This window comes from Roseibium aggregatum (assembly GCF_017309185.1).
In the GTDB taxonomy this organism is placed as follows: domain Bacteria; phylum Pseudomonadota; class Alphaproteobacteria; order Rhizobiales; family Stappiaceae; genus Roseibium; species Roseibium aggregatum_B.
The window spans coordinates 1,022,875-1,046,250 of sequence record NZ_JAEKJZ010000001.1 but is presented as its reverse complement, the minus strand read 5'-3'; the positions used below and the strand labels follow the sequence as shown (position 1 = coordinate 1,046,250).

Annotated in this window: 3 protein-coding genes (1 of these 3 only partly in view); all 3 read right to left on the bottom strand. The window is 64.4% G+C overall.

The features are described from left to right. Tightly spaced (each overlapping or abutting the next), the 3 genes in view from JF539_RS04610 to JF539_RS04600 form a layout consistent with a single transcriptional unit that may run on beyond the window. On the bottom strand, positions 1–1,298 hold the beginning of the coding sequence (locus JF539_RS04610) for a non-ribosomal peptide synthetase (protein WP_207139160.1). 19,189 nt of this gene lie to the left of the window's left edge; the window shows 1,298 of its 20,487 coding nt (coding positions 1–1,298); its start codon is at positions 1,296–1,298; its stop codon lies beyond the left edge, outside the window. After that, positions 1,295–2,629: a flavin-containing monooxygenase gene (locus JF539_RS04605; protein WP_207139159.1), complete on the bottom strand. Its 1,335-nt coding sequence runs from the start codon at positions 2,627–2,629 to the stop codon at positions 1,295–1,297. The genes JF539_RS04610 and JF539_RS04605 overlap by 4 nt, the downstream gene beginning before the upstream one ends. Next, complete coding sequence (locus JF539_RS04600; protein ID WP_207139158.1) at positions 2,626–23,376, bottom strand: SDR family NAD(P)-dependent oxidoreductase; 20,751 nt, start codon at positions 23,374–23,376, stop codon at positions 2,626–2,628. The genes JF539_RS04605 and JF539_RS04600 overlap by 4 nt, the downstream gene beginning before the upstream one ends.

The following is a 23,376-nucleotide window of genomic DNA, read 5'->3' as shown; positions in this document are numbered from 1 at the left end:
CCAACCTTGGAGAACATGATGTGCTGCGTGGGCGACAGCATCAGGTTCGAGCCGCCGGCGATCGCCATCTCGCAGCCTTCGTGGCGGATGCTCATCACGCCGCGATGGATCGCCACCAGCGAACTGGAACAGGCCGTGTCCACCACCTCGCTCGGTCCGTGAATATCAAGGAGGAAGGACAAACGGTTCGGGCAGAAAGCGTGCCCGAGACCGGTCAGCTGCTGGGCATCCATGATCCCGGCGCGATTGACCATGTCGGTGTAGTCGAGCAGGTTGATACCTAAAAAGAGACCGATTTTCCTGCCGGCCAGGGATCCCGGCGCGTAGCCGCCTTTTTCGATCAGGTGCCAGACGCATTCCATAAACAGCCGGTGCTGCGGGTCCATCAGTTCCGCTTCGCGCGGCGAAATGTTGAAAAAGCCCGCATCGAACCGGTCGGCGCCCGGTACGAAACCGCCATATTTGACGTCCGTGAAGGCACCTTTCTTTGGATCGCCAAAGACCTTGCGCCAATCCCAGCGCTCCGGCGGGATCTCCTCGATGCAATCGTCACCCCCGGCCAGATGCGCCTCGAACGCCTCCAGATCCGGACTTTGCGGGAACATGCCCTCCATCGACACGATGGCGATGGGGGCAGCCTCGTCCCGTTTGTCCTGATGTTGAGGCTTTCCCGCTCCTTGAGGCTGAGCAGGCGGGCTCTTCCGAGCTGCCGATTTAGCCGCTGTCTCGGCCTTGAATGTGGGTCTGGCGGAGGCAGCCCGATGGCGGCGCATCCAGCTTTCTTCCCGGCTCACCTCTTCGGGCTGAACGGGATCGTCCCTGACCGGTACGATCTCATCCGGGGCCATCGGCTCAGGGTCCGGCCGCACCTCCGCCTGAGTGTCTTTCGCGGCATAATGCGCCTCGATCGGCGAGCCGTAGCGCTCCAGAAGAATCGTACTCAGATCGTCGAGGTGTTTCGCCTCGAAAAAGGTCGTCGGTGCGACCGAGATTCCATAGTGCCGCGAGATCTGCACCATGATCTCGGTAATCGCGATGGAATCGACCCCCAGATTGGCGAGGTTTTCCTGCGGATCCAGTTGGTCCTCCGGCATGCGAAGCGCGGCGGCTGCGATCCGCCAGACGTCCCTCGCAAGACGGTCCCCGATGCCGAATTCCGGCTCGCTTTCCGGTATGGGCGTCTCCATCTCGCCGTCCCCGGCCCTCACGCCCGCGCGCGCGCTTGCCCGCTCGACCAGTTCCCGGTCGAGAAGTTGCGCCATGCGGGCGCGCAAGCTGTCGCCGGGGCCCGAGGTCATTCGGCAGCCTCCTCCACGCCGGACTCACTCCCCTCGGCCAGCATGTCCCGGTAGCGGCGCATATGGCCAAGAAGCTTCCAGAGATCGGCTTCCCACTGGTGCCGGTAGCTGTCGATGAAATAGGTTTCGCCAAGATCCGGATGGTCGGCCTTCTTGGCGGCAAGGAAATTCCGCAGCCCGGCGGTGTTGCCGAAGAGCGCCCTGGCATAATTCAGGACGTACAGCCCCTGGGTCTTCAGACCGTCGCCGAGCCCGCCGGCCGCATTGATGAAGCCCATGAATAGGATGTTGTCGTGGTTGCGCGGCGTGGAATGCAGGAAGAGGTCGGGAATGTCGCCTTTCCATTCCAGGAGCGAGCTGTCGAGAAACGGGAAGTCGCGGCTGTAGCCGGTCGCATAGAGGATCGTGTCGATTTCCTCGGAACTGCCGTCGACAAAGCAGACGGTCGAGCCATCGAAGCCCTCGATATCGCCCTTCGGCGTCACGTCGCCATGGCCGATATGGTAGAGCAGCAGGGAGTTCATCACCGGATGCGCGCCGTCGAGGGGATAGTCCGGAGCCGGCAGGCCGTAATCCGTTCCGTCATAACCGGCGAGCTTGAAGACCTCCTCGATATAGGCGAGCGTTTCCTCCTTGGTGGCGAACTTGTTGCCGAGTTCCATCATCCATTGTGGGGTCGGTTTGCCGTAGATGAATTTCGGCTGATAGTAGTAGCCCCGCCTAGTGCTGTGGAAGACCGCTTCGGCCGTGCGAATTGCATCGACGGCGATATCGCAGCCGGAATTGCCCCCGCCCACCACGAGCACGCGCTTGCCCTTGAGCCGGTCGGCCGACTTATAGTCGCAGGCATGCATGATCTCGCCGGAAAACCAGCCTGGCAGCGCCTCGGCAGGGTAGCGCGGCACCCGTTGTAGGCCGTTGCAGACGACGACCAGCGGATAGACTTCGCTGTGCCCGGCGCAGGTCTCAAGCCGCCAGCCGTCGCCTTCAGGCGTCAGGCTTTCGACCGCCGCGTTGAAATGCGCGCGCTCGTAGACCCCAAAGGCCTTCGCATAGGAGCGGATATAGGCGAGCATCTGGCGGTGGTTTGGATAGGGCGGGTAGTCCTCCGGCATTGGAAAGTCGGCGACCTGGGTGTTGAATTTCGGCGATATCAGATGCAGTGACTCGTAGGTCCGCCCGCAAGGCGCCTCCGCATTCCAGACGCCGCCGAAATCGGCTTCCGCTTCATAGAGGTCAACCTCGATGCCGCCCTCGATCAGCTCGCGGGCAACCCCGATGCCCGTCGGACCGCCGCCGATGATCGCAACCTTGTTCGGCAAGCCGTTCATGAGCGGATATCCTCCTCCATCCGGATTTCCCGGCTCCGTTCCAGCACCGTCAGCCGGACACCTTGAAGGCGCAGGCATTCGAAACCAGCCGTATCGTAAAGCTCGACCGTAACGCCCGCAGGACCATTCGTATCCGATCCACCGAATATTTTTACATGGACCTCTTCACCCAGGGGCGCGAAACCGGTCACAGCCTCAATGCTCAACGGGAATGGCAGGGCATTCGCCAGCCCCGCGTCCTCGACGCACCCGACCGCGCGAAACGCCAGTAGGCGCCAGACCGCATCGAGTGCGAACGGGTCAAACAGAAGGCCCTGGCGTTCTGCGCCCGATCCCCTCGGGAAGATCAGTCTTGCCGTCAGCACGTCGCCAGCCTGTCTGACCTCGCCAACGCGCGCCATTTCGGGCGTCGGCGGGCCGGAGTGGATCGAACAGCGCTCCGCAAAGGCGCGGAACGTCTCGGTTACATCCGAACCTTCAAGAGCGCTTCCGGCCGCGATGGACTTTCGGGCCTTGCCGTCATCCGTCCCCGCGGCTCCCGAGCCCAGATGCCAGGGCCGTCCCTCCTCGCCATCCGCTTCCACACGGTAGAGCAGGCCTTCGGCATCCGACATCACTGTAAGCGTCAGATCACGCGGCCTGCCGTTGATCGTGACCGGCCGTCCCCAGAGCAGGTGAGTCAGGCCGGAAACGGGCTGGCCGGAGAGCCGCTCCAGCGCGCTGCGCGCCATTTCAGGCAGGAACAGGCCGGTCATCAGGCGCTGGCCATTCACATGGGTCGTCAGGAAAGGCTCATCTCCCTCGATGCGGATTGTTACCCGGCCGATTTCGCCCTCGACCGGCGCGCGGCCGAACAAGGGGGCCGGACCGGACACGACAGGTGCGCTCCCGACCGGTTCCAACTCCGAAGCCGGCTCCACCCAGTAGCGGGTTCGCGCGAATGGGTAGCCTGGGACATGCAGCCGACGGCCCGGCGCGCGCGGCCAGTCGATGTCCCCGCCCCTGGCCCAAAACTCCGCCAGCTTGTCGAGTTGATGTCTTTCGCCGGAGGAAAGCCATGTCTCAGCCAGAGCCTTTGCGTCATCGTCCGCAACAGTCGCGGTATCGCCCGCCGAGAAATGGATGCCATCAAGCGCCCTGTCCCCGGCAACGGACGCAAGCTTGCGCAGGAGATCGTCGCGGTTTTCGAATGTGAAGGCCAGACGCTCACGGAAAACGGTCCGGCCGGTCTGAAGGGTCAGGGCAAGCGCGTCGAGATCCAGATCCGGACGGCCGGACACGTAGCGCTCCAGGACCCCGGCATAGTCGATCAGACGCTCCCGGGTCCGGGCCGAAAGCACGAAGACCGGCGGCACGACCTTCCCCTGGCTTTCCGCTGCCGGATCATGCTCTTCCAGGACAAGATGCGCATTGGTGCCGCTGAAGCCGAAGGAACTGACCGCGGCCCGCCTTGGAACCGGGCCCGATGGCTTCTCCCACTCCGTCAGAGCGCGGCTTACCTCGAACGGCGTGCGCTCGAACGGTATGTGACTGTTGAGGGTATCCAGATTGATCGAGGGCGGGATCTGCCGGTTTTCCAGAGCCAGCATGGCTTTCAGGGCTCCGGCGATGCCGGCGGATGCCAGAAGATGACCGACATTGCTTTTCAGCGACCCGATGGCGCAGCGGACGTCGCTCGCCGCACCTTCGAAAGCGTCGGTCAGGCCTTCCACCTCGATCGGATCGCCGAGGGGCGTACCGGTGCCGTGGCATTCCACGAGACCGATGGTCGCCGGGTCGATGTCGAAACGCTCGTAGACCGACTTCAGAAGCGCCGTCTGGGCCTTCGGGTTCGGCGCGGTGATGCCGTTGGTTTTTCCGTCCTGATTGACACCCCAGCCCCGGATCACGGCATGGATCGGATCGCCGTCGCGTTCCGCGTGCGACAGGCGTTTCAGGACCACGGCGCCGACGCCTTCGCCGGGCACGAAGCCGTTCGCCCGCTCGTCGAAGGAGAAACAGCGGCCGTCCGCCGACAACATGCTGACCTTGGCCGTGTCGATGAACATCTCGGGGCCGATCATCACGCAGGCTCCGCCCGCGAGCGCCATGTCGCAGGTACCGGAGACGAGCGCCTCGCAGGCCTGGGCCATCGCCACGAGCGAACTGGAGCAGGCCGTGTCGATGGACAGGCACGGTCCGCGCAGATCGAGCAGATAGGATATCCGCGCCGCCAGGATGGAGCCGGAACTGCCGAGAAGACTGTAGCTGTTGCGCTCCTTGATCAGATCGCCGTAACCGCTCGGACCGGAGGAAACGTAAACCCCGCATGACTTGCCCGACAGACTGGACGGATCGATGGCCGCGTCCTCGATGGCGTGCCAGGCGGTTTCCAGAAACAGGCGCTGCTGCGGGTCCATGAGTTCGGCTTCGCGCGGTGTGATGTTGAAGAAACCCGCGTCGAAGGCCTCGATATCGTCCAGCGCGCCCATCCACTTGCAATAGGTCTTGCCGGGCGCCTGAGGGTCCGGATCGTAGTAGCGCTCGATGTCCCAGCGGGATGGCGGCACTTCATCGATGCAATCGCGCCCTGTGGCGATGTTGTGCCAGAATCCTGCAAGGTCGCCGGCCTTGGGAAACCTGCCTGACGCGCCGACAATGGCAACGGCCTCCTGCCGCGTCTCGGTTTCGGGAGCCGCGACAAGAGGGGCCGCGATTGGTTGCGCGGGTGCCGGTTCGACCGGCGCTGCGGCGGGTTCAGCCGGGACTTCCGGAAGCTGAGCGGGCTCGGTTGGAGGGACCCCGGTGGCCGGAACGAGCCCGGCGATATGCCCGATCAGTGCGCCCACCGTCGGGTGGGCATAGACCGCCGTTGCCGGCAGCTCGATGCCGTAGCGCCTGTTGAGGTTGCGGATCCAGGTGACGGCCAGAATAGAGTCGAGCCCGAGATCCAGGAAACCGGCGCTGTCGGTAATCTCCGCCGGATCGAGCATCAGGTCCTCGGCGAGCGAGGCCACGATTTCCGTGCGTAATCCGTTGTCGGGGGAAATATCGGCCGGCACGGGTTGTGAAGGTTTCGCCAACTCAGGTTCCGGAGACTCCGGAATACCCGGTTCCTGCCGAGTGTCCTGCCTGGCCCCGACCAGTTCCGCCACACGATCCGTCAACGCCTTGACGGTCGGATGGGCGTAGACGGCGGTTGCCGGCAAATCGATCTCGAAGCGCTTGTTGAGACCGCGTATCCAGGTGACCGCCAGGATCGAGTCCAGCCCGAGGTCGAGGAAACTGTCGCCGTCGCGGATATCCGCGACATCGATCATCAGATCGTCCGCCAGAGAGCGGACGAGATCGTCCCGCAATTCGGCAGCGCTGGTGGAGGGTTGCTCTTCGGCTTCGGGGACGGCGACCGGTTGGATGGTCTCGCCGAATTTCTCCGCGATCCGCGCGCGGACGGTCTCGTTGCCGATGAAGGTCTTGTCATGCATCGCCAGTTCCCGCTCCAGCACGGTTTCAAGGCGCCCCCGCAACAGCGTGGCGGTCTCGTCCTTCCTGGCAACGAGCGTTTCGAGCGGCATCCGGGCGAGCTTGTGCGCCGCGTCGAGCGCGCTTTTCAAGACCTCGCGGGCGGGACGGACGGTCACGCACGGCGACCTTTCGCCGAGTTCCCTGCCCCGGTACTGACAGGCGGTGAACAGGACCTCGCGGCCGAGATCGTCGCCGAGCCGGTAGGGGAAGATCAGCGTGGCGCCTGCACCCGGCGTGAAACCGTACCAGAGATAGTTGCTGTGATAGAGGCCCTCGGCGGCGAAGATCGCGTGGTCGCAATACATGCCGAGCGACCAGCCGGCGCCGATGCCGTGGCCCTGCATGGCCGCAATCACCGGCAGCTCGCATTCCAGCGGCAGCGAATAGATCCGCCGGTCGGTGAACCGGCTACCGCCCTGTTGCAGGTCCGTCAGGCCGTCCCTCGTTCCGCCACAGGCGAAATAACTGTCGTGCCCGGTCAGGACAACGACCCTGGCTTCGGAGAGTTCGGCGATCCGAGCGAAAGCCTCCTCGAAGCCGTCCATGAAGGCGGGGGTGAACATGTTGCGGCCCTGCCGCTCGTTCATCGTGAGCAGAACGACGCCGTCGTCGAAAAGCTCCAGGGACATGACGTCAGTCTTGAGCGGCACCGTACTGCACGACTGCGGCGCAGTTTCTGCACCGTCCGGGAATTCGTAAGGTTCCGGGAGCTCGGGCAGATCGGCCAGAAGCGACGGCAGGTCGCGGCGCATGTGGCTCTTCAGCAGGCAAAGCGCATCCTTCGGCCCCTGCGCGATGTTCCGGGCCAGGGCGAAGGCCCATTCGTTCCCTAGTCCCGACGGCGCGAGGAGGCCGCACGTGTCCGGACGTCGGTCGCGCAGATGTTGCGCGATTTTACTTTCCGGTTCGGGCACATTCGCGAAGGCAGCAAGGCTCTCCGAGACCAGGAAATCGCACAACAGCACCATTGCGGCAGCCTGCCCGCTCGCCGTGCCCTGAACCGACGCGATAACCGGGACGGCGCATTTCACGACGCATTCCGGGTCGAAACCGGCGACCGGATCAGGCCCGGCCATCCAGGCCGTGTCGCCGGTCAGAACGATCACGCGGACCGTTTCGTCCGAACCCGCCAGGTCCAGTTCCTGCACAAGCCTGTTTGTCAGAGCCTCTCCCCAGGGTCCGGTGAGGTCCAGGACCCGGACACCATCCGCGTCATCCTTCCGACGAACGTCTCCGGCGTCCTCTCGCCGGACCGGAGTAGATGAAAGCGGCGGCAGGACAATTTTTTCCGAACGCTGGACTTCACTAGGGCCAACGGAAGCGGCCATGGCAGCAGGCGGTGCAAGCCGAAAGCGTTGACCGGTTTCTGGAGCCAAAACCTTTGCCGTCTCGTTTGCTTCGGGGGATTGAACGACAATCGGAGCTTTTCTTTGAGTTTTGGTTCTTTCCTCGCTCACCCAATAGCTCTTTCCCGCGAATGGATAAGCCGGCAGCGGAACGCGGCGGCGCGATTTCCGGAACAGGTCGGCCGCATCCAGACGGCCGCCCGACAGGAATGTCCGGCCAAGAGCCGTCAGATCCGCGATCCTCTTCTCCCCATCCTCATCGGCCAGTCGAAGCTTGGATTTCGCTGGTTCACCTTCATGCCCGGTCACCACGCCGACCTCAACAGTCGACGCCGGATGACCTGCGAGCCAGCCTCTCAGGGCCTCAACGGCGGAGCCGGGACTGTCCGCGACAAGGGCAAGGCGATGGTCGAAGACGCGCCGGCCTGCGAGCAGCGTGAAGGCAACGTCTTCGCCAAGAAGGTCCGGATGAGCCTCGAGATGGGTTGAAAGTTTTTCCGCCTGCGACTTCAACTGGTCCGGCGTGCGCGCCGACAGGACGAAGAGCTGGCTTCGTGCCGGTTCCCTCTCGGTCTTCGTTACCGGGGCCTCCTCGATGACCACATGGGCATTGGTGCCGCTGAAGCCGAAGGAGCTGATCGCCGCGCGGCGTTTGCGTTCCTCGCGGGTGGGCCAGGGCACCGGAACGCTGTTGACGCGGAAAGGCCCGCTGGAAAAATCGATGGCCGGATTGCCGCCCGCGAAATGCAGCGTCGGCGGGATGGTCGACTCACGCAGGCTCAGGAGAACCTTAATCAGCCCCGCGATCCCTGCTGCGGTGGTGGCGTGGCCGATGTTGGATTTCACCGATCCGAGGCGGATCTTGCGCCCCGCGACCCCGTCATAGGCCCGGACGAGCGCCGCATGTTCGATGGGATCACCGAGAAAGGTGCCGGTGCCATGAGCCTCGACATAATCGATGGTCGCGGGATCGATGTGATGATCCTCGCAAACCTGCCGGATCAGGCGTTCCTGCGAGGACGCGCTCGGCGCCGTAATGCCGTTGGTCGTGCCGTCCTGATTGGTGCCGGACGCGACGATAACGCCGAGGATCGTGTCGCCGTCGTCCAGGGCATCGTTGAGAGGACGGAGAAGGACAGCGCCCACAGCCTCGCCCGGCACGATACCGTCGGCGCCGGCACCAAAGGCCGCGCAACGTCCTGAGGGCGACAGCATGTTGGCTGCGTTCGCATAACGGAAGAAGCGCGGCGAGCACTGAACGAACACGCCGCCGGCCAGCGCCATGTCGCATTCGCCGTTGCGGATGCTCTGGCAAGCCGTATGGAGCGCAACGAGAGAACTCGAGCAGGCCGTATCGATGGCGACCGCCGGCCCTTTGAGATCCAGCCAGTAGGAGATCCGCGCCGGGATCAGCGACGTGGTGTTGCCCCAGAAGGCCTGTCCGGGCGGCTGTTCGGTAAAGAGATCCTGATAATCGCCATGGGCACAGCCCACGAAGACGCCGCAGCGGCGGCCGGTCGTGTCCTCGCCCGCATGCCCCGCATTTTCCAGCGTTTTCCAGGCCTCCTCCAGGAAAAGCCGCTGCTGCGGGTCCATGTAGGTGGCCTCGACCCCGGATATTCCGAAGAAGACCGGGTCGAACCGGTCGATCCCGTCCAGGAAACTGCCGTGCTTGCCATAGCTGCCGGGCTCGGCATCGCGGTAGAATGGTGACAGATCGAACCGGCTGACCGGCTCGACGAGATCGTCGCCCGCCTCCAGATGCCGCCAAAGTGCATCAATGGTCTCGGATTTGGCGAACCGGCCGCTGGCGCCGACAATGGCGATCGGGACATTCCCGTCGGTCCGGGATTCGGAAATCTGCCGCGCCGGTTCCGCACCTAAAGATGGCGAGTTCGTAGCAACGGCGGCTTGCGCGGAAGCAGGTGCCGGCACTTTTGCCGCAAGCTCCGGATGCTTCGTCAGAAGATGCCTTTCCAGCCGTGCCACATTGGCGAAATCGTAGAGTTCGGTCTGGTCGAAGTCGATGCTCAGGGCCTTGCGCAGCCGGTGCACGAATTCGGTCCCCAGGATGGAATCGAGACCGTAGTCCGCGAAACTGCTCTCCTGGCCGATCCGCTCGGGCGCCATATTGAGCGTTTCGCTTAGGGCCGCCAGGATCCGGTCGCACACCGAAACGCCATTGGCCCGCGGCTTGTCCGCAGGCGAAACAGCAAGCGACTCTTGCGCCTCAGCCCCGGTCGCGGAGGCAATGACGATCTGCTGGCCAAGCGCCTGTTCCGGTTCCGTAGACCCCGCCCGCCACTCAAAGCCTGTCGCTTCCAGCGCCTTGCGCCAGTTTGCCTGGGTCAGCGACGGGGTGCCGGGAATGCGCCACTCGGGATCGGTGAACCGCCACCAGCCATCAAGCAGACCGAAGGTCACATGGGTGAAGAAGGTCGCCCGGCTGGTCTCGTTCAAAAGCAGGACCCCGTCCGGTGCCAGGGTCTTGCGCACACGGGCGAGCGTTGCGTGGATATCGGCGGTTGCGTGGAGCACATTGGCCGCAATCACCAGATCGTAGGCGCCCGTCTCGATCTTCTGGCCTTCGAGCGGCTTTTCGATGTCGAGCAGCGCGGTTTCAAGGCCCGTTATGCGGGCTTTATAGCTCCGTTCCGCATGGATCAGAAAGGCCCGGGAGATGTCGGTATAAAGGTATTGCCCGATCCTGCTGGCAAAGGGCGCAAGCGCCTCGAAAACCGGCTCGCTGGTGCCGCCGGTCCCGGCACCTATTTCAAGGATGCGCAGCTTGCGCTCCGGCTTGTCCCAGGCGCGTGCGACCCGCGCGGCCGCCTCGGCCAGGGTCCGGCTGAAGCGCGCGGCAACCCGGTTTTCCTTGTAAACCGCCTCGACCAGCGTCTGGCGTCCGTCAGGGAAGAGGGCGTCAGTCGCCCGGCGACGGCCGGTCAGGATTTCCGGCAGAGCCTGCAAGGCGGCTTCGGCGAGCGCTCTCTGCGCGGTGGCTTCACCCGACGTTTTGTCAGCCTCCCAGGACGCCCAGGCCTCGGTTGAGGAGAGAGTTTCTTCGAGGGGCGTGTCCTCAAGGAGCGCAGCCGCCGCCTCGAACCAGGCCCGGTAGGCCGGGACGATTTCGGCTTCGGGAACCTCGTGCAGGACCGCGCGGAGAACCTGGGCCACCGCCGTCTCCAGCCTTTCCTGGTCCGCCAACAGGGTGGCATCGCCGTTCCAGCCTGCAAGAACTTGCTGCAAGGACAGATGTTCCGTCTGCTTTTGAACCGTGGTGGGTTCGATGCCCGCCAGCCTTTCGGCCGGGATCCAGTAGCGCGTTCTCTCGAACGGATAGGTCGGCAGGCTGACGATGCGGCCCTGAGCATCCTTGCGCAGTTCCGCCCAGTCGATGTCGACGCCTTCGACCCAGAGCCGCATCAGGGTTTCGAGACGTCGCGTTTCCCAGGCTCTTGCGGCGACCTCGCGGATCACCTCGTCATCGGCGAGAGACGCGAGCGCGCCCCGTTTGCCGTGGGACTGGCTGACGGCAACCGGCACTCCCGGTTCCGCCCCCTCCAACCAGGTTTCCAAAGCCACAACAAGGTCGCCTGCGTCCGATGCCAGGACAGCGAGCCGGCACTCCATCGCCTCACGGCCGACCTGCAGCGTATAGGCGATGTCCGAAAGCTCCGAAGCCCCTTCCCCTCCCGCGGTCCTGGTGGCATTGCCGCTCAGGATTGCCGCCAGACCGTTTACCGAACCGCCCGCGTCCAGGTCGGACGGGCTCAACCGGTAGCCGAAAGCGGCTTCGCACCAGTTTCGCAAGGCGGGGATATGGGACGCTTCCAGACCGAGTGTGTCCAAGGTCTCGTCCGGATCGATATCCTGCGGATCGACGTCCAGCAGGCCGCCAAGCCCGGCACGCAATGTTCCAACGATGTCAGATGGTTCAGATCGGCCCGGCTCCCCATTTCGTCCGGATGTCCGTAGCCAGGTCAGCAACCGGCCGGCCTGCTCCCTCAGGCGCTCGTCGCTTCGTGCCGACAGAAGAACGATTTCCCTGTCTTCGCAGGGCTGAGGACCCGCCTGCGCCTGTTGCGGCTCGCACCATTCCTCCAGGATCACATGGGCATTGGCGCCACCCGCTCCGAAGGAGCTGACACCGGCAAGACGTGGACCGCCAGCTTCCCAGCGTCCCGCTTCCCGCTGCAGCCGGAAGGGCGTTGTCGAAAGGTCTATGTTTGGATTGGTCCGCTCCGCGTGCAGGCTCGGCACCAGCGTGCGGTTCTTCATCTGCAGGACCGCCTTGGTCAGTCCGGCAATCCCGGCGGCGGCCTCCAGATGGCCGATGGCCGATTTCACCGAGCCGAGGGAGCAGAAAGCTCTGGCCTCAGTGTCGGTTCCAAAGGCCCGGGTCAGGCCGTCGACCTCGATCGGGTCGCCGAGATCCGTGCCCGTGCCGTGGGCTTCGATGAGGCCGATGGAGCGCGCGTTCAGCCCCGCTTTTTGAAGAGCGCTCCGCACGACGTCCCGCTGGGCGTCCGGATTGGGCACCGTGTAGCCGTTCGTGCGGCCGCCGTGATTGACCGCGCTCGCGCGGATCAGCGCGTGGATGCGGTCGCCATCGGCGCGCGCCCGGGAAAGCGGTTTCAGCAGGACACAGCCAACGCCCTCGCCCGGCACGAAACCGTCGGCGCCCTCGCCGAAGCTGCGGCACTGTCCGGAAGGGCTGAGCATATGGGCGGCACTCAGTTCCACATAGGACGACGGATGCAGGTAGAGATTGACACCGCCGGCAATCGCCATGGCGCAGCCGCCGGCACGCAGATGCTCGCAGGCCTCGTGGATCGCCGTCAGCGAGGAGGAACACATCGTGTCGACCGGCAGGCTGGGACCGGCAAGGTCGAAGAGATGGGACACCCGGTTGGCGATGCTGGAAAAGGATGTCGTCGGCCGGACCGTCGCGCCGCCCTCGGTCGCGAACGGTCCGTGCAGCGCGTAGCCCGTCTTGGTGACGCCGGCGAAGACACCAACACGCGCGCCGCCATGCCCGCACCCGGCCACCTGTTTCAGCCGGTGTCTCGTGTAGCCCGCGTCCTCCAGCGCCTGCCAGGCACTCATCAGGAACAGGCGCTCCTGCGGGTCCATGGCGGCAGCGTCGCGGGGCGACAGCTTGAAAAACAGGGGATCGAAATCCGCGAAACCATCGAGGAACGCCCCCCACTTGGAGTAGCTTTTCCCTTCGGCCGCCGCCTTGTCCGGATCCGGTTCGTAGAACCCGTCCATCGACCAGCGGTCCTTCGGGATCTCTCCCACGGCGTCATGTCCGGCCAGCAGGTTCTCCCAGAAAGTGTCGAGATCCGGTGCGTCCGGGTAGGTGCCGCTCATGCCGATGATAGCAATTGGTTCGTCCGGTGCATGAGACGGCGCGGCGTCGGCGGGTTGAATGCTCACCGGAACCGGTTCCCTTGCCGGTGCCGGTGCGGTTTCCACCTCGCCGGTCCAGAGCCGGCAGGAGGCCGGCTGCGCTTCGACAAGATAGTCCGCCACCGCCGCGAGCGTCCGGAAGCGGAAGAACAATGTCTTCGGCAGGTCCTTGAAGATATCGCCAAGCTCATTGTTGAGCTTCGTGATCATCAGGGAGTCGATACCGTAGTCTTCCAAGGGCGTCTGCGGGTCGATGGCGTCCGCCGGGTTGCCGCTCACGCGTGCGAAAAGCCCTCCGAGCTTCGACCGGACTTTCGCGGGAAGATCCGCCATGGCGGGCGCTTCCCGGATGTCCTGGCCTCGGGGGCTTTCCATTTCCGCAATGCGCTGCCGCATGCCGAAAAAGGCGCGGATCCGTTCTTCGTCGCCGCCGACTACGGCAACTTGCGCCGAGGCTCCGGCGAGACACGCTTGCAATGCCTGCAGGCCGGCACCGGTTTCGAGCGGCCGCTGGCCCATCCTGCGGAAGAGCATCTCTCTTGTCGGCCCGTCGACGGTCATGCCGCCATCCCGCCAGAGCGGCCAGTTGACCGACTTGATCGCCCCGCCCGAAGCGCTTGCCAGAGCGTCCAGAAAGCCGTTCGCCGCCGCATAATCCGCCTGCCCCGGATTACCGAACGGACCCGCGAGCGATGAAAACAGCACGAAGGCGTCGAGTCCCAGCCCGGCACAGGCATCGCGCAGGGCGAGCGCGCCGTCGACCTTGGGCGCCAGGACGGCCTCAAGATCGTCTTCAGACTTCGTGGTGACAAAACCGTCGCGCAGAACACCAGCCGTGTGGACCACGCCGTTCAGGCAGCCATGGACCTCGATGATATGACCGACAAGGTCTTGAACCGCACTTTTGTCCGAGAGATCGACCTGCCGGTAGGCGGTCACGGCGCCCGTCTCGCGCAGCTTGTCCAGGAACGCGGCGCGCTCCTCATCCATCGGCTTGGAACCGCTCAGAACCAGGACGGAATCTTTCGCCGTCCGGGCGATGTGCTCGGCCAGAAGCCGGCCAAGGCCACCCATGCCGCCGGCGATCAGATAAACGCCGCCGTCCCGCCAGCGCCCCTCCTGACCGGTTACAGCGAGTTCCTTCCAGGTGCGGACGTGGCGCTGTCCGTCGACATGACGTATGTGGCTTTCGTGGATCGCTCCGGCATCTTCCCGCAGCCACCGGGCAATTTCCGCCGGAGACATGTCCTCCGGAACCTCGACGACCTGGATCCTGATGCGCGGATCTTCCTGCGACGCAGTCTGGAGCATGCCGCCGAGACCGCTGTAGAGCGCGCCGTCGCCCGAGGCCGGAACGGCAAGCTGGATCAGAACCGGCTCATGGCTCGAGGACGCCATTTCCCGGCGCAAAAGGCCAAGAACCTGCCATGCGGCATCCTTGTATTTTGCGGCGATGCACTCGCCGGTCGGCACCAGATCGACCCGGCCGGTGCCCTGTTCCGAGGCGATCCGGACGCCGCAACCGACGACCAACCGGCGGCCGGCAAAAGACGGTCCAACCGCCTGAGAAACCTGCCAGTCGGCGGCAAAGAGCATCGTGTCACGCTCTTCGTTTCCAGTCGCCATCGTGGGCAGCCAGAAGCGGGTTGAGGCGAAGGAACGCGGCGCCAGGGGCTGCCGGACAGATCCATTCGGCTTGTCGTAGCTTTCCAGAATGAGATGCGCGTTCGCGCCGCCGAAGCCGAAACTGCTTACGCCTGCCCGTCTCGGCTGACCCGAGCTGCCCACCGGCCAGGGTTCACGTGTCGTCACGACCCGGAACGGACCGTCCGACCAATCGATGTGCGGATTGATCGGGTTACAGTGGAGCGTTGGCGGCAGCTTGTTCCGGCGCATGGCCATCAGGACCTTGACGACCCCGGCAATCCCGGCGGCGGCTTCCAGATGACCGATATTGGACTTGACGGTGCCAAGGCCAATGCCGGATCCCGGCAGGGACGTTGTGCTGGCGAGTTCCGCATAGGCCCGATTCAGACCGTTGACTTCCACCGGATCGCCGAGTTCCGTGCCGGTGCCATGGGCTTCGATGTAGCTCACGGTCCCCGGATCGATCCCGTGCATGGCGTCCACTATCAGGCGTGCCTGTGCCTTGACGTTCGGGGCGGTCAGGGCGCCCGACCTGCCACCGTGATTTTCCGCTCCGCCCGCGATGACCCCAAGGATGCGGTCGCCGTCGCGTTCCGCATCGCCCAGCCGCTTCAGGAGAAGCGTCGCCACACCTTCGCCCCGCGCGTAGCCGTCGGCGGCCCTGCCGAAGCTGTGGCAATGGCCCGTCGGCGACAGCATGCCCGCCTGATGCGGGCCCTCGAAACCTTCCAGCGACAGACAAAGATTGACGCCACCGGCAATGGCTGCAGAGCACTGACCGGACAGCAGCGCGTCACGGGCGCGCAGGATCGCGATCAGGGAACTGGAACACGCGGTGTCGATGGCCTGGCTCGGACCGCTCAGATTGAACTGATGGGACAGCCGGTTGGCGGCCATGGCCAGGGAATTTCCGGTCGCGACATAGCCGTCCATGCCCAGGCCTTCCGACCGCCAAAGCTCCGCGTAATCGAGAGATGTGATGCCGATGAAGACGCCGGTTGCGCGCGGCAGCTCCTCCGGTGTGTAGCCGGCATCCTCCAAGGTCCGCCAAGCGGTTTCCAGCATCAGCCGCTGCTGCGGGTCCATGCGTTCCGCCTCGAGCGGAGAAACCTTGAAGAAGCCCGCGTCGAACCGGTCGATATCGTCCAGAAACCCGCCGTGTTTTGCAAACTGCGCCCTGTCGAGACGCTCCGCATAAGACGGAGAATACCGGGCTATCGGCATGTCGGACGTCAGGTCGTGCCCGGCCAGGAGATGATCGAAGAAGGTTTCGACGTCCGGGCTTTGCGGGAACCGGCCGGCCATGCCGATTATGGCGATCCGGGTATCGGTCAGACCCGAGCCCTCAGCGGATTTCGTCGCTGCGGGAGCCGTGTCCGGCGTCGAGACGACCATTTCTTCGGGCCGTTGGGCCGCCATCGCACGGAAAGGAGCCGGTTTCGCGGTTTCCTCGGGGACCTTCACACTGTAGCGGCTGATCAGGTGGTCGGCGAGCGCCTCGATGTGCTCGCATTCGAAGAAAACCGCCGGGGACAGATCGATGCCGAAAGCCTCGCTGATGTCGTTGGCGTAGCGGGTCAGCGAAATGGAATCGAAGCCGAGATCGTGGAATGCTTCTCGAGGGCTCAGATCGGCGGCTGCGAATTTCAGGATCGCGGCGGCTTTCCCGCGCAGATCCTCCTGAAGCTGCCGCGCCGCCGGAACGGCCTCAGCGGCGCTAGCCGCTTCCGTCTGCCTCTCGTCCGTGACACCGACCATCGCTCCAAGAAGCTTTACGCCGGACAGGGTTCCGAGAATGCGGCCATTGGCGTCGAGGAACTGGACATTGAAACATCCGGGCGAGCCCGGCCGGCACAGCACATGCGCAAGTTCCCCGGCGGCACAGTCCGCACTTTCCATTTCGCCGAGGGAAATTCCGGCAGCGTCCGGGTTGGCGAGGAAAAGCGCCTCCAAGGCCGCGCCAAGGGCGGGTGCCGGGAAGAACACGTTTTTCTTGAAGAAGTCCTGCTGCGGCTGGTCTTCGCGCAGACTGCACAGGAGGCCGAAATCGGGCAAACGCCACAGATGCCCGATGCTTTCCAGATAAGGCCCGAAGGACAGGCGCCGGTCTTTCAGGTCCGAATAGACGGCCTTGGCATCGAGGGTTTCGACGGCCGTCCGGCGCAGCGCCTCAAGATCAATTGTTTGGTCTGCGGAACCATCCGCATTGCCGACGTCGGCCCGGACCCAGCCGATGGGGTCACCGTTTTCCATCAGGCAATCGATCCGCACGGAACCGCCACTCGCCCCGGCGCCCGGTTCCACCGAAATCTCAAGTTCCCTGACCTCGCCCCAGACAGGACTGGCCTCGAAACGAAGACCCGTGACACTCGGATGCTCGGCCACGCCGGCAATCCTGGTGGCAGCGGCCACGACATCGGCCGCCACAGTCGGCAAGACGGTTTCGCGGCCGCCGTCCAGATAAGTGTAGTCGCGCAGCTCCTTGAGGTGGATCGCGGTACGATACCGCAAACCTGTCACATCCGAGCAGTTCCGGCCGATGAAGGGATGGAGCTTGAACCGGGATCCGAGCGGATTGACCACCGACGGGGCATCCGGCTCCTGACGGTACCAGCAGCGGATCTTTTCAAACGGATAGGCCGGCAGCGAAATTCGCCTGACATTGCGGCCCCGGTTGAGCTGATCCCAGTCGATGGAGGCCCCATGGCACCAGGCGGAAGCAACCTGCTCCAGACGGCGCGCGGCGCAGTCGGCGGCCACGGCGTCCTTGTCCTCCGGCGGGTCGGCCTCCAGGATTGAGGGCACATGGACCATGCCCGAGGAGAGTGCCCCGGTCGAGATGTATGTCTCAATGGCCGCGAGCGCCTCGTCCTTGTCGTGAGCAATCAGAGCCAGCCGGGACGTCAACTCGTTCCGGCCTTCCTGAAGCGTGAAGGCGGCATCGGCCAGGTTTTCTTGGGGATCTTGACGCAGGAAACCGGCAAAGCGTTCCAGCACCGCCTTCAACCGGTCCGGCGTCAGCGCCGAGAACACCAGAAGCTCCGCCTCTCGCGGCGCGGCGGACCGTGCGGGCGCGCGGTATTCCTCGATGACGATATGGGAGTTTATGCCCCCTGCACCGATAGAGGTTACACCCGCTCTGCGCGGCAACTCGGCGCCCGTTTGATCCGTCAGCCGTTGCCAGGGAGAGAGATCGCGCTGGACGTAGAAGGGCGAGGTTTCGAAGGGAATATCCGGGTTGAGCGTTTCGGCGTGAAGCGAGGGCGCGAGCTGGCCGTGCTTCAGCTGAGCCAGCACCTTGACGATGCCCGCGAGACCCGAGGCACCCAGAAGATGCGCGACATTGCTCTTCACCGTGCCGATGGGAACGCTCTGAACCGCGTCCGTATGCTTGCGGAACACCTGGGTCAGCGCCTTGACCTCGATCGGATCGCCAAGCGCGGTCCCCGAGCCGTGGCCCTCGATATAGCCGATGGTCTCCGCACCGATGCCCGCATCCTCCAGCGCCTTCTCGATGGCCACCGCCTGCTGGTTGGGATTGGGCACGGTGAACCCGTTGCGGACCCCGGCGTTGCTGATGCCAGAGCCCTTGATCACGCCGTAGACGTGATCGCCGTCGCGCTCCGCCTCCACCAAAGACTTCAGCACCAGGGCGCCGACGCCTTCGCCGAGGATCGTGCCTTCCGCGCCCAGCCCGTAGCCGCGAATGACGTCCGCCGACTTGGTGGTGAAATGCTCCTGGGAGGTTGCGATCAGCTTTTGCGGATGTAAGAGCAGGCTGACCCCGCCGGCGAGCGCCATCTTGCAGCGGCCCGCCCGGAGCATATGCACCGCCTCGTGGATACAGGTCGAGGCGGCGGAACACATGGTGTCGAGAAAGTAGGACGGCCCGGTGAAGCCGTAGTAGTAGGACACCATGTTCGGCACGGTGCCGGTATAGCTGCCGCTTGCCAGGGAGCCGCGCATCAGCATGTTCTGGAAGCCGTAGAGATCGTATTCGTTGGTCATCGACCCGACAATCACAGCGACGTCGCCACCGAAACGCCGCGCCATGGTCTCACGGGAATAGCCGGCATCCTCGAAGGCCTCGACGCTCGCCTGCAAGAACAGCCGGACCTCCGGCGACATCAGTTCGGCTTCGGCCTGGGAAATGCGGAAATAGCGCGGATCGAACTTGTCGATATCCGGCAGGAACGCGCCGGTCCGGACAACCGTCTTGCCGAGCACGTCGCGCTCGCCGTGGTGGAGCGCGCCGTTGTCCCAGCGCTCTTTCGGCACCGGTTCGAAACCGTCGATTCCCTCCGACAGCATTTTCCAGAAGGCGTCCTGGGTATCGGCGTTGGAGACACGTAGCGACAGACCGACAATGGCGATGTCGTGCCGGTCGTCTCTGCCGTCTTCCGAAGACCTCCGCCCCCGCTCCTCAGGAACAGGCGGGGAAACCCTGACCTCGGAGATCTCCGCCTCGGCCGCGACCGCCTTTTGCTCCTCGGCCGCAGGTCCGGTGTCCTCCTGAAGATCCTCCGCGAACACCGATCGGAGCGCGCCGCCGTGGCCCTCCACCAGATGCTTCGCGACGCCCAACAGATCGACAAATTCGAAGAACAGGGTCTTCGACAGCGGCCCGAGCGCCTCTTCCAGCCGGTTGGTGGCCTCGACGATCGCGATGGAATCGAGACCGTATTCCTCTAGCTTGCGGTTGGCCCGGATGCGGCTCGCGTCCATTTCCAGGACATCCGCCAGAGTGCCGCGAACGAAATCGACCGTCTTGCGTTCGAGCGTCGCATCGTCCAGTCCCGATGCCTCAGCGGACGCGGTGACTTGCGGCTCCGGCCCTTCCGATTCCGGTTCAACGAGGCCCTGGCCATAGTCCGCGAGCACCTCGTCGATCCGCTCCAGATCGCCGTAAAGCACCGTGTTGCGCGACGTGCCACTTGTCGAAAGGATCGTTTCCAGAGCCGCCAGTCCGGCGTCGCGCGGCAGCGGTGTCAGCCCGAGGCGGCGCCTCATCCCCTCAAGCGTTGCCTTGTCAACGGACATGCCGCCATCTGCCCAGAGCGGCCAGGCAATGGCAACAGTCCGGCCGTTGCGCTCGCCGGCGGCCACGTCCTGCGCCCTCGTTTCGGCGAAGGCATCCAGAAAGGCGTTGGCGGCGGCATAAACGGCCTGCCCCGCGTTGCCGAAAACGGACGCGATGGAAGAGCAGAGCACGAAGAAATCAAGCGGCAGATGGCGGGTCGCCTCGTCCAGATTGACGGTTCCCGCCAGTTTGGGGGCGAACACGACGGCTGCGCTCGCCGGGCCCTGGGTCAGTATATAGCCGTCATCCAGTATCCCGGCCGCATGAATGATGCCTTTGAGCGGACGCTGTTCGCCTTCGATCCGCGCCACAAGTTTTTCGACATCGGACGGGTCCGCAACATCGCAGGCGCGGTAGACCACGGCGGCTCCCGCTGCCTGAAGTCCAGACAGCCATGCCAGGGCTTCCTTGCCCGGCTCCGGGCTTCGGCCGGTCAGAACCAGCCTGCGGGCGCCCTTGGAGATCAGCCATTCCGCGAAGATACGGCCAAGACCGCCCAAGCCGCCGGTGACCCAATAGGCTCCGGCCGGGTCGATGCCGACATCTGCCGCCTCGCCCCTACACATCTCGGACAACGGCAGCCATGCATGGCGCTGGCCGCCCGAGTCGTAGCGCAGTTCGACAAGCGTATCCCCTGCCCGCGTTTCGGCCAAGGCGATGGATTTCAGACGGTCTTTGGAGATTTCGCCTGAAATGAAAACCACCCGTCCGGAAACCTTGGGGCTCTCGATCGCGGCGGTTTTGAGGAGACCGGCAAGCGGGGTGATCACGGGGGCCGGAACACCGTCAGCCGCAAGAACGAGGACCGTAACCGGCTCTGCCGGGCGCGAGCGCATGATCTCCCGAACGGCGCCGGAGGCAGCGGCGAAGACGATCTCCGCGGCCTCGGCGTGCCCAAGTCCGGCGACATCGGGAAGCATCTCAACGCTCCAGCCGGTTTGTCGGGCCAGATCCTCCGCCGTCCGCTCGTCCGTCCCTGCAAGCAGGACCCGGGTCTGGTGCTTTTTATCGTCCGCACGCAGCTGAAGCGGCATGGGCCGCCAGCCGCCGTCGGTGACGATCAGCGGCATTTGTGCGCCGGATGCCTTTTCCGCCGGAGTTTCCCGCTTCAGGACCCGAAGCGTCAGGTCCCTGAAGGCGATCCTGCGTTCCCCGGTCTTGTCGAGAAGATCGATGTCGAGCTTGCGCACCGGCGCATCCGGAGCCTGACCGGGTTTCAACCGCACATGGGCCCACATGACCGGTTCGCAAGGACCGGAAACTTCAATGCTTCCGCAGGCGAAGGGGACCGCCGCTCCCTTGGGCGCTGCGCTGCCAGTCGCGATCCAGGCCTGAATGGCGGCATCCAGTATGACCGGATGGAGCGGCATGGTCTCGAGAGACGACTGCAAGCGGCGCGGTAGCCGGATCTGCGCCAGAACCTCGCCCTCACCCCGGCTTACTTTCGTCAGCGCTCTGAAGGCGGGTCCATGGTCCACACCGCTCGCACGCAGCCAGTCGTAGCAGGTTCCGGGCTCGACAGGCTCGGAAATCCGGCTTTTCAGGGCCTCGAGATCGACGGTTTCCGGCGTAAAGACCACGAGCGGACGAAGGGTGCCTGTCGCGTTGGGAACATCCGCAAGCGGTGTGGTCTTGCCGTTGGCGGCATCCAGCGTCCGGATCGAGAAGCCGATCTCGCCGGTTTCCGGCCGTTCCAGCCGCGTTTCGACCGTGATCGCGCGCCGATCTTCCACCAGCACCGGCTTTGTCCAGACTGCGTTCTCGATAACCAGGCCCGCATCCGGCAGACCGCCGGCCAGGTCCGTTGCCGCCCGCACCATTTCAAGGCAGGCGACACCCGGCAGCACCTGCCGTCCATCGACATGGTGATCGGCCAGAATGAATTCGTCGCCCGTCAGCCGGGTCTCGAAGCTGCTCCTGTCGAAGCCGGAGGTGTTCCGGTGCAGGAGCGGGTGCGGGACCGGCTTCTGATCCTTCGCGCCAGGGGAGAGATCCATCCAGTGCCGCCGCCGTTCGAACGGATAGGCCGGCAGATGGATCCGTCGCCCGCCATTTGCCCCGGCGAGTGTCCAGTCGACATCATCTCCGCTGGTCCATCTCTGGGCCAAGGCGACGATCTCCGACGCCTCTTCCGATGCCGTGTCGACGGATGCCCCGGTCCGAATACCGTTTTCGCTGGTTTCCTCGATCAAATAGCCGCGCAGTGCTGTGGCGAGCTCGACCGGGTTGCGTGCGAGGAAGACCTGGCGGGCCTCCATCGGCTCGCGCGCTGTCTGGAACGTGCAGGCAATATCGGCAAGGGACATGTCTTGCCAGTCCGCCTTTTCGACGAACCGCAGTAGTTCGGCGGTGTATTGGGTGAGACGGCCGTGGTTTTGAGCCGAAAGCGGAATTACAAGGATCGGGGCTTCGGTTTCAGGAATTTCCTGCGAGCGGAACGGTGCTTCCTCCAGAAGCACGTGACCGTTGCTCCCGCCAAAGCCGAACGAACTGACGCAGGCACGCCTCGGCGCCCCCTCTTGCCTTGGCCAGGCGGTCAGCTCCTTCTGGATCCGGAACGGCGAACCGGAAAGATCGATCAGCCGGTTCTGGTCCTTGAACCCGACATTCGCGGGCAGGCGCCCGTGGTTCAGCGATGCCAGCACCTTTACGATCCCGGCGACACCGGCGGCTCCTTCCAGGTGACCGATGTTCGTCTTCACCGAACCGATCCCGCAGCTTTCCGGGACAAAACTAACGCCGTTTTCTTCGGCCAGGGCCGAGAAAGCCTGCTTGAGACCGGAGATTTCGATCGGATCGCCAAGCGGCGTTCCCGGACCGTGAGCCTCGATGTAAGAGACTTTGTCCGGGCTGACACCGACCTCGCGGTGGACCTGCTTGATTAGCTCCGCCTGGGCTGCCGGGTTGGTGACGGTCAGCGAATTCGTCCTGCCGCCATGGTTGATACCTATGCCTTTAATAACCGCGTGGATCGGATCGTTGTCCTCCAGCGCCTTTTTCAAGGGCTTGAGCAAAAGAACCGCACCACCCTCGCCCCGGACATAACCGTCCGCCGCCTCATCAAACGCCTTGCTGCGGCCTTCCCTGGAGAGCATCCCTGCCTTGGAAAAGGCGACGAAATGGTTCGGCGACCAGATGAGATTGACACCGCCGGCCAGCGCCAGCTCGCAGGTGCCGTCCTGGATCGCCCGCACCGCCTCGAAGAGCGACGTCATCGAGGCGGCGCAGGCGGTGTCGTTGGTGATGCTGGGGCCCTGAAAATCGAAGAAATGGGACACCCGGTTGGCAATGATCGAAAACGCTATTCCCGTCGGCGTATAGGCGTCGACAGTGGAAAGATGCTTTTCCAGAAGCTCCGCGTAGTCCCAGTGGCAGACGCCCATGTAGACACCGGTCCGGCTGCCGGCCAGATCCGAGGCCCGATAGCCGGCGTCCTCGATCGCATGCCAGGCCATCTCCAGCGCGAAGCGCTGCTGGGGGTCCATCCAGGCGGCTTCGCGCGGTGAAATCCCGAAGAATTCCGCGTCGAAGCAATCCGCATGCTCGATGAAACCACCCCAGACGCTGCTGGTCTTGTTGCCCTTTGACGGATCCCCCTTCAGGTCGTCGGCGCTCCAGCGCTCGGCGGGCACCTTGGAAATAAGAGAGCGTTCGGCGGCGAGATGGTCCCAGAACCCGTTCAGGCTATCGGCTCCAGGCAGACGTAATCCGACCCCGATGATGGCAACCGGCTCGCGGGGGACCTGGTTTTCCAT

Bases quoted from the DNA above. Each gene is read 5' to 3' on its own strand.
- JF539_RS04605 (WP_207139159.1), bottom strand. From the start codon at position 2,629: ATGAACGGCTTGCCGAACAAGGTTGCGATCATCGGCGGCGGTCCGACG.
- JF539_RS04600 (WP_207139158.1), bottom strand. From the start codon at position 23,376: ATGGAAAACCAGGTCCCCCGCGAGCCGGTTGCCATCATCGGGGTCGGA.